The sequence below is a fragment of the Marinibaculum pumilum genome (genome assembly GCF_042646425.1).
Lineage (GTDB): Bacteria > Pseudomonadota > Alphaproteobacteria > Ferrovibrionales > Ferrovibrionaceae > Marinibaculum > Marinibaculum pumilum.
This window is the reverse complement of the sequence record NZ_JBHRTR010000023.1, coordinates 1-7,674: the sequence shown is the minus strand read 5'-3', so window position 1 is coordinate 7,674 and position 7,674 is coordinate 1. Positions and strand designations below refer to the sequence as shown.

The following is a 7,674-nucleotide window of genomic DNA, read 5'->3' as shown; positions in this document are numbered from 1 at the left end:
CAGCTGCCAGAGCAGGCGCCCCGCCGGATGCGGCAGCCGCCGCTGCTGCAGCAGGACGGCACGCCCGTCCGGCAGCCGCATCCGCCGCGGCCCCGCACCGGGGGACATCGCATCGCCGTCGCCATCCTCAGGCTCCAGCAGGTCGGGAAGGCTGCAGCCGGCGGGCGCGAGCCCGGCGGGCAGGGCCGCCCGCATCCGCCGGTTCGCGAACAGAAGCCTGCCATCCGCATCGGTGACGGCCAGGGCCAGCGGTGCCGCGGCCGCCGCGAGCCTGGCGGCGTCCCGTGCCGACGCGGCCGCGGTGCCGGCCATCGCCCCGGCCGGGCCGCGCTCCAGGGCGCGCACCAGCCGCAGGGTCAGCAGCGCCGCCAGCATCGGTCCGAGCAGGACAGCGGCCAGGACCGCGATCAGGAGCGGCAGGGTGATCGCCACGTCCTGCAGCAGGACGATCGCGGCCACCAGCAGGATGCCGATCCCCAGGCCGATGCCGAGGACCAGGGCGCTGACGCCGCGGCCGCGCGCGCCACCGCCACCGTCTGCATCTTCGTCGGGCGGGTCGCCGTGCAACGGCCCGTCATCGGCCCAGTCGTCCGGCCAGGCTCCGGCAGCACGCGCCGTCAGGCCGTCCGCCATGGCCGCCGGACCGGTGGCGGCAAGGCCGCCGTCACCGGGGCCGGAGAAGGCCGGCCGGAACGGCGCCGACAGCCCCGTCCGGCCCTGCGGATCGTGCCCCCCGGGACGGCGGCCGGCCGGGTCGGTCCCGTCGGCCGGCGGCTGCGACAGGCTCAATGGACGCCGCTCCCGCGGCGGGCGGTGCGTTCCTGCTCCTGCCGGCGCCGGGCGCTGCGCAGCTCGCCGTCGAGGCGCAGCACATAGCCGATGACCTCGGCCACCGCCTTGTACTGTTCCTCCGGCACCTCGCGCCCGATATCGATCGCGTAGAGCGCCCGTGCGAGCGGCGGATTGCTGACGACCGGAATGTCGTTCTCCTTCGCCAGGTCGCGGATCCGCTTCGCGACCAGGTCCGCCCCCTTCGCGATCATCACCGGCGCGCCCATCTTCTCGGAATCGTACTCCAGCGCCACCGCATAGTGGGTCGGGTTGGTCACCACCACGTCCGCGCGGGGCACCGCCTGCATCATCCGCTGGCGCGAACGTTCGGCCCGCAGGCTGCGCAGGCGGCCCTTCACATGGGGATCGCCTTCGGCCTGCTTGTGCTCGTCCTTCACCTCCTGCTTGGTCATGCGGAGGTCCTTGACGTGCTTCCAGCGCTGGTAGAACAGGTCGGCCGCGGCGATCACGCCGAGCACGGCCAGGATCGCGCCCAGCAGCAGAAGGGTCTCGCTGGCGATCATGCGGGTGATCATCAGCGGGTCCATGGTGACGATCAGCGGCAGGATCTCGCGATCCGGCCAGATCACCAACAGCACCAGCACGACGACGACCGCCAGCTTCACCAGACTGCGCAGGAACTCCACCACGTTGGAAAGGGCGAAGATCTTCTTCAGCCCCGACAGCGGCGAGATCTTCTTCAGTTCCGGCTTGATCTTCTCGGTCGTGAAGGTGGGCGAATTCTGGAACAGCTGCCCGGCGATCCCGGCGATCATCAGCACCAGGAAGATCGGGATCACGATGATCGCGATATCCTCGCCGATGCCGATGGCGAGGTGCATCAGCGTGTCCTCGGTCACCGCCACCTGGTGCGGCTGTTCGAAGAACGGGATGAAGATGTCCATCATGCCGTTGGCCAGCGGCGTGGCCAGAAGCGCGATCATCGCCGTCGCACCGGCCAGGACGAACCAGTGGCCGACCTCCTCGGACTTGGCGACATTGCCCTTCTGCTTCGCCTCGCGCAGGCGCTTGGCAGTCGGTTCTTCTGTTTTCGAGTCGGGATCGTCGGCCATCGGCCCCTACCCTTCCTTGCGTTTCCCATCGCGGCCGGCCACCGGCCCCTGCCTGCGGCACCGCTGCATCGCGGCCGTCACGGCGTCACCAGGAATTCCGCCATGTTCGACTGCACATGGTCGAGGAACCAGTCGAAAGCAATCGTTAACGTCACCGCCAGAAGCACGAAGCCCGACACCAGCTGGATCGGCAGGGCGATGAAGAAGATCTGCATCCGCGGGATCAACCGGGTCAGGATCCCCAGCGCGGCATAGAACACCAGGCCATAGACCAGGAAGGGGGCGGCGATCTGGAGGCCGATGCGAAAGGACTCGGCGACGAACGTGGTGGCGATCTCGGCAAAGCCGGAAAGGTCGGGCATCCGGCCCACCGGGAACAGGATGTAGGAATCGCGGATCGCCTCCAGCAGGACATAGTGCAGGCCGGAGGTGAACAGGATGGTCAGGCCGATCATCGTCAGGAAGCTGGACACCAGCGCCGACTGCGTGCCCTGCGACGGATCGTAGAACTGGGCGAAGCCGAGTCCCGTCTGGTAGGCGATGATGGTGCCCGCGGTGTTCATCGCGCCGAACAGGATCCGCGCCACCGCGCCCAGGAACACCCCGACCAGGATTTCCACCGCCAGCAGCAGGAACAGTTCCAGCGGCGTCGCCGGCAGCGCCGGCAGTTGCGGGCCGACCACCGGGGTCAGGGCCAGGCAGATGCCGAAGGCGATGAACAGGCGGATGCGGACCGGGATGAACACCTCGCCGATCGCCGGCATCAGCAGCAGCGCGCCGCCGACCCGCATGAAGACCAGCATGAAGGCGAAGACGCCGCCCGGAAGGATTTCGTCGAGCATCGCCCGGCCCGCCGCTCAGCCTTGCCCTGCCGGCGGCATGCCGGCACGCCGCTGCACCGTCGATCGGGGCCGGGTTGTCATGCCGTCGCCCCTAGGACAGCCCCACGACGCGCGCCATCATGCGCTGCATCAGCTCGATCATCGACGTCATCATGAACGGCAGGAAGATCAGCAGGCTGAGCATGATCGTGACGATCTTCGGCACGAAGGTCAGCGTCATCTCCTGGATCTGGGTCAGGGCCTGGAACAGGGCAATCAGGACGCCGACGACAGTCGCCACGGCCATGCTGGGGCCGGCCACCGCCAGCAGGGTCCAGATCGCGTCATTGGCGATGTCGAGAACGTCAGCCGTATCCATTCCTGCCTCCGTGCCGCATCCTCGCGGCAGCCGGCGCCATCCGGCCCCTCGCCGCGCAAGGCGGACATGCCGATACCGTCACCAATACAGGATGGCAGATTCCGCGGGATCAGGCATCCCGCAAGGTCAGGAAAGCAAAGCCGCGCAGGTGCGGCCCGGAACCGGATCCGCGCCCGCCGGGATCAGATCGGCATCCGCAGGATTTCCTGATAGGCCGAGATGATCTTGTCGCGGACCGCAACCACGGTATCAAGCGCCAGTTCGGCGTTGTTCACGGCGGTGACCACATCAGCGACCTCGGCCTTGCCGGTCACCACGTCGACGGTGCCCCGCTCGCTCTGCTTCACGGCGCTGGCGGTGTCGGAGATCGCCCGTGTCACGAGTTCGGAGAAGCTGGTCGCCGGATCCTGCGCGGCCCGGTCCAGCCCGCCGCCACCTGCACCATTCGTCACCTGGCCCAGTGCGTTGTAGGCCTGCGTCGCCGCTCTCACATCGACCATGGCTGAAACCCATCACATCTTGCGGAAGGCCGCCGTACCGCCAACGGCACCCTATCGCAGAAGGTCAATCGTCCGCGCCATCATCGCCTTGACGGATTCGATGACGGTCAGGTTGGCTTCGAAGGTCTTCTGCGCCTCGCGCATGTCGCTGACCTCGATAAGGGAATTTACGTTCGGAAGCTTAACATAACCTTGCTGGTTCGCCGCCGGGTTGCCCGGATCGAACTCGAGGTCGAACGGCGTATTGTCGGTGGTGATCCGCTTCACCCTGACAATGTTGGTGTCCAGCTTGGCGTCGAGTTCGTTGGCGAAGCTGATCACCTTCCGCCGGTAGGGATCGCCGCCCGGAACGGTGGAGATCGAGTCCGCGTTCGCCAGGTTCTCGGAAATCACCTTCATGCGCGCGCCCTGCACCCGCATGCCGGCGGCCGAGATGAACATCGCTTTGGTAAGATCCATGGCCCGCTTCAACCCAATCTGGCCGACAACCCACAGGTGTCGGACACTCGCTCTGACTTAGCCGCAGGTCGCCGGAAAGGCAAATCACGAAATACCGGACGGCAGGAAAAAGAGCCCTCGCCGCGGCCAATGTTCACGCTGGATCGTCGCTTCTGTCGCGGCACCGGGCTTTTGTTTCCGCAGGCGCAACCGGTTAACCATTACCGGTTGCATGGCCGCCGCGAACGGGGTGCGCGGCGAACCGCGCAGGCGCCCTCCTCAGCGTCCCTTGCCGAGGGCGATCTTGAGCAGGCCGATCTGCTTCCGGTACAGGCCGGTCACCGCCTGATAGGCGATCTGGGTCTCGGCAACCTTCACCATCTCGGCTTCCAGGTTCACGGAATTGCCGCTGGGCAGGATCTCCGTGTCCCTGACCCGTGCGCCAAGGCCGCCATTGCCCTTCTGGACGGTCCCGGTGACATGCTGGTCGTCGGTCTTCGCGACGCCGATGCGTGTCGTCTCGCCCCGCATGAGTTCCTTGAAGTCGAGCTTCTTCAGGTCGACGGAGCGATAGCCCGGCGTGTTGGCATTCGCGACGTTCTCGGCCAGCACCGCCTGACGCTGGTTGAGCCAGCCCAGCTTGCGGCCGATCGCGCCGAATACCGGTATGTCTTTGAGGTCCATCTCAGGTCCGTGTCAGGTTACGGGGCCATCGGGCCGCCCGGGATGCTCAGGTCGCCCGGCGGGGAAATGGCCGCCGGCAGCGGGCCGGTCAATCGCCCGCGACGCAAGGGCGCATCCGCACGCATCGGCGCCGCGTCGGGGGCCGGCAATTTCGTCCACCCGTGGCTTGCATGATGCTTGCTATGCAAGACTTTGTCCAATTCGGCCGATGGCCGGCACAGAGACCGGAAACGAGCGAGATCATGGCCTTTCGCCCAGGGAGCCCCCCAGGCGCCTCCCGGAACAGACCATCGCCGGCGCCACCGTCGACCGGCGCGCCTGCCGCGCTGCCGGCGCCGAGCGCGCCGGTCGATGCGCGTCAGCAGGACGCGTCCTGGCACGGGGGGAAGCCCTCCCGCACCGGACGCGCCAAGGCCGTGGCCCTGGAGTACCGCCCCGATAAAGGCGATGAGCGGCCGCGGATCACCGCCACAGGCAGTGGCGCCGTCGCGGAACAGATCCTGCATGCCGCGTTCGCAAGCGGGGTCAAGGTGCGCGAGGACGCGGACCTGGTCGAAATCCTGGCCCTGTTCGAAGAGGATTCCCTGATTCCGCTGGAAGCGCTTGCCGCCGTGGCGGAAATACTTGCCTATGTCTACCGCGCGGAGAACCGGGAACCTCCCGCTGCGGCGGCACCCGCGGCCGGGCCCTCGTCCCGGCCGGCATCACCGCCGCAGCCGGGACCCGACCGCGCCGCCGGAGAGCCGGAGAAGGACCTGTGGTGAACCCCCAGACGCTGCTTCCTGCAGAATGCCCCGCACAGGTGACGCAGCGGTCGAATCCGGCTACCTATTGGGCGATGTGCCACGGTCCGGTGGTTTGCCGGGTCATGGTTCGTTCCGCTGACGGACCGCATCCGGCATGAACAGGATTTCACCTCCCTCACCGCCCCCGGACTATCCCGAAGGGCCGGAAGACAATCCCGCCACCGGGCAGGGCACGGTTCCGGCGGATGGCCGCAGCGCCGCGCTGGATGCCGATCTTGGCGAGCTGATCCTCCTGATCGGCCGCATCCGCCGGGACCTCGATGGCGGCAATCCCCTGCATTGTCCCGACATGAAGCCCCTGGCGCGTCGCGCCGAACGCATCGTCGGGCTGCTGCCGCAGCTGCCGCGGGCAGAGGCCCAGCCGCTGCTGCCGCGCCTGGAGCGCGTGATGCGTGAACTGGATGCGGTGGAGGAACGGCTGCGCAGCCGCCGGTCGGAGCTTGACCGCGCCCTCGACCAGGCCGGTGCCAGCAGCCCTCCCAACAGCCCTCCGGGGCAAGGCAGGCGGTGATCGGCCTCGAGGACGGACTGCGCTATGTCCTGGGACTGCTGGCGGTCCTCGGCCTGATTTTCCTCGCGGCCCGGGCCTACCGTTCCCTGAACGAACGCGGCCTGCCGGGCGGCGCGAAGCGCCACCGGCGGCTCGGCATCGAGGAGTTCATCCCGCTGGATGCCCGCCGCCGGCTGGTTCTGCTGCGCCATGACGAGCAGGAATATCTTGTGCTTCTGGGCCAGCAGAGCGAAACCCTTCTGAATGTGTCGCCGCGGGGCGCCGCCACCGACCGCGCCGCGCCGCAGGATGCAGCGAGGCCCGTTCCGGCGACGGTCCTCGACCTGCTGCGCCACCTGCGCGGCGCAAGGCCACCGGCCGGGCGCCCTTCGCACGACGCGCCGGAAGGCTCCGGTGTCGGAGACGGGCCCGATCGCGAGGATGGGCCGGACGCGCCGCCGGCAACGGCCGGCGACGAAATGGTCGATGCCGAAGGCCGGGACCGGCGGAACATGGGGACATGACCAACGATGGGTGACGGGGCGGATGCGGCGCGAGGGTGCTGATCGGACGCGGGGCGCCATGCGTTCGCGGAAGCGGCTGATCCTGGCCGCCGCGCTGCCGCTGCTCACCGGCGGGCTCTCCCTGCTGCTGCTCCTGCAGCCGGCGGCGGCACAGACCCTCAGCGTCGACCTGGGCCAGGACGCCACCCTGACGGGCCGCGTCCTGCAGCTGCTGGCGCTGCTCACCGTGCTGTCGCTGGCGCCCTCGATCCTGATCGTCGCGACCAGCTTCACCCGAATCATCGTCGTGCTGTCGCTGCTGCGGAACGCGCTGGGCGTGCAGTCGACGCCGCCGAACATCGTGATGATCAGTCTGGCGCTGTTCCTGACCTTCTTCATCATGGAGCCGACGGCCCAGCAGGCCTATGACGAGGGCATCGCCCCGCTGATCGAGGAGCAGATCACCGAGGAGCAGGCGATCGAGCGCATCGTCGGGCCGTTCCGCGCCTTCATGCTGCGCCATGTCCGCGCCGAGGACCTGCGCACTTTCGCCGACATGGCCGGCACCGTGAACCTCGCCTCGACCGACGAACTGCCGCTGCGCGTCCTGATGCCCGCCTTCATGATCAGCGAGCTGCGCCGCGCCTTCGAGATCGGCTTCCTGATTTTCGTGCCGTTCCTGGTGATCGACATGGTGGTGGCGTCGGTGCTGATGTCGATGGGCATGATGATGCTGCCGCCGGTCATCATCGCCCTGCCCTTCAAGGTCGTCTTCTTCGTGCTGGTGGACGGCTGGAACCTGGTCGCCGGCTCCCTGGTGCAGAGCTTTGCCAACTGAGCGCGGCGCGCCGGACGCCGGTTCGACCTGCGCTCGGAGGGAAGCATCCGAGCGGCAATAGGTTGATCGATTTCAAACAGATCTAGAATCCTGTCTGCATCCCAGCAGACGCAGGATGCTCACATCAGGAGCTGTCTCCACTTGGGTAGAAGCGGTGACGTGACCACGGCCGTCATCCCGGACTTGATCCGGGATCCATTCCGCCAGCTTTGCGGCCTCTGATCCGCTAGCGGAATGGGTTCTCGGGTCAAGATCCTATGCAGGCGCGACGGGCGAGGCGTTACCGTATCGGTTTCCCACACCCAACAGCT

General features: G+C 67.8%; 11 protein-coding genes. 4 read left to right on the top strand and 7 right to left on the bottom strand.

Features of this window, described 5'->3' with window-relative positions:
• The 7 genes from ACFOGJ_RS09145 to flgB form a co-directional block, all read right to left on the bottom strand.
• A partial coding sequence (locus ACFOGJ_RS09145; protein ID WP_379899561.1) for a hypothetical protein occupies positions 1–789 on the bottom strand: 789 nt, incomplete at its 3' end.
• Positions 786–1,904: a flagellar biosynthesis protein FlhB gene (gene flhB / locus ACFOGJ_RS09140; protein ID WP_379899560.1), complete on the bottom strand. Its 1,119-nt coding sequence runs from the start codon at positions 1,902–1,904 to the stop codon at positions 786–788. The genes ACFOGJ_RS09145 and flhB, both read right to left, overlap by 4 nt.
• Before the next feature lie 77 nt (positions 1,905–1,981).
• Positions 1,982–2,746 carry a flagellar biosynthetic protein FliR gene (gene fliR / locus ACFOGJ_RS09135; protein ID WP_379899559.1) on the bottom strand — a complete coding sequence of 255 codons (765 nt, stop codon included), beginning with the start codon at positions 2,744–2,746 and terminating at the stop codon, positions 1,982–1,984.
• Between the two features lie 91 nt (positions 2,747–2,837).
• A complete protein-coding gene (gene fliQ / locus ACFOGJ_RS09130; protein WP_379899558.1) occupies positions 2,838–3,104 on the bottom strand; it encodes a flagellar biosynthesis protein FliQ in 267 nt (88 codons plus the stop codon).
• A gap of 182 nt (positions 3,105–3,286) precedes the next feature.
• A complete protein-coding gene (fliE, locus tag ACFOGJ_RS09125; RefSeq protein WP_379899557.1) occupies positions 3,287–3,604 on the bottom strand; it encodes a flagellar hook-basal body complex protein FliE in 318 nt (105 codons plus the stop codon).
• Positions 3,605–3,655: 51 nt separating this feature from the next.
• Entirely contained in the window at positions 3,656–4,063 is a 408-nt protein-coding gene (flgC, locus tag ACFOGJ_RS09120; protein ID WP_379899556.1) for a flagellar basal body rod protein FlgC, read from the bottom strand.
• A 258-nt stretch (positions 4,064–4,321) separates the two neighbouring features.
• On the bottom strand, positions 4,322–4,726 hold the full coding sequence (gene flgB / locus ACFOGJ_RS09115; RefSeq protein WP_379899555.1) for a flagellar basal body rod protein FlgB: 405 nt from the start codon (positions 4,724–4,726) through the stop codon (positions 4,322–4,324).
• A 416-nt stretch (positions 4,727–5,142) separates the two neighbouring features.
• Here flgB and ACFOGJ_RS09110 point away from each other — a divergent pair, with 416 nt between their 5' ends.
• From ACFOGJ_RS09110 to fliP, 4 genes are all read left to right on the top strand, one after another.
• Positions 5,143–5,490 (top strand): EscU/YscU/HrcU family type III secretion system export apparatus switch protein, encoded by a 348-nt coding sequence (locus tag ACFOGJ_RS09110; protein ID WP_379899554.1) that lies wholly within the window; start codon positions 5,143–5,145, stop codon positions 5,488–5,490.
• 136 nt (positions 5,491–5,626) lie between these two features.
• Positions 5,627–6,043: a hypothetical protein gene (locus ACFOGJ_RS09105; RefSeq protein ID WP_379899553.1), complete on the top strand. Its 417-nt coding sequence runs from the start codon at positions 5,627–5,629 to the stop codon at positions 6,041–6,043.
• A complete protein-coding gene (locus ACFOGJ_RS09100) occupies positions 6,040–6,546 on the top strand; it encodes a hypothetical protein (protein WP_379899552.1) in 507 nt (168 codons plus the stop codon). The genes ACFOGJ_RS09105 and ACFOGJ_RS09100 overlap by 4 nt, the downstream gene beginning before the upstream one ends.
• A gap of 58 nt (positions 6,547–6,604) precedes the next feature.
• Entirely contained in the window at positions 6,605–7,363 is a 759-nt protein-coding gene (gene fliP, locus ACFOGJ_RS09095) for a flagellar type III secretion system pore protein FliP (protein WP_379899551.1), read from the top strand.
• The last annotated feature ends 311 nt before the right edge of the window (positions 7,364–7,674 follow it).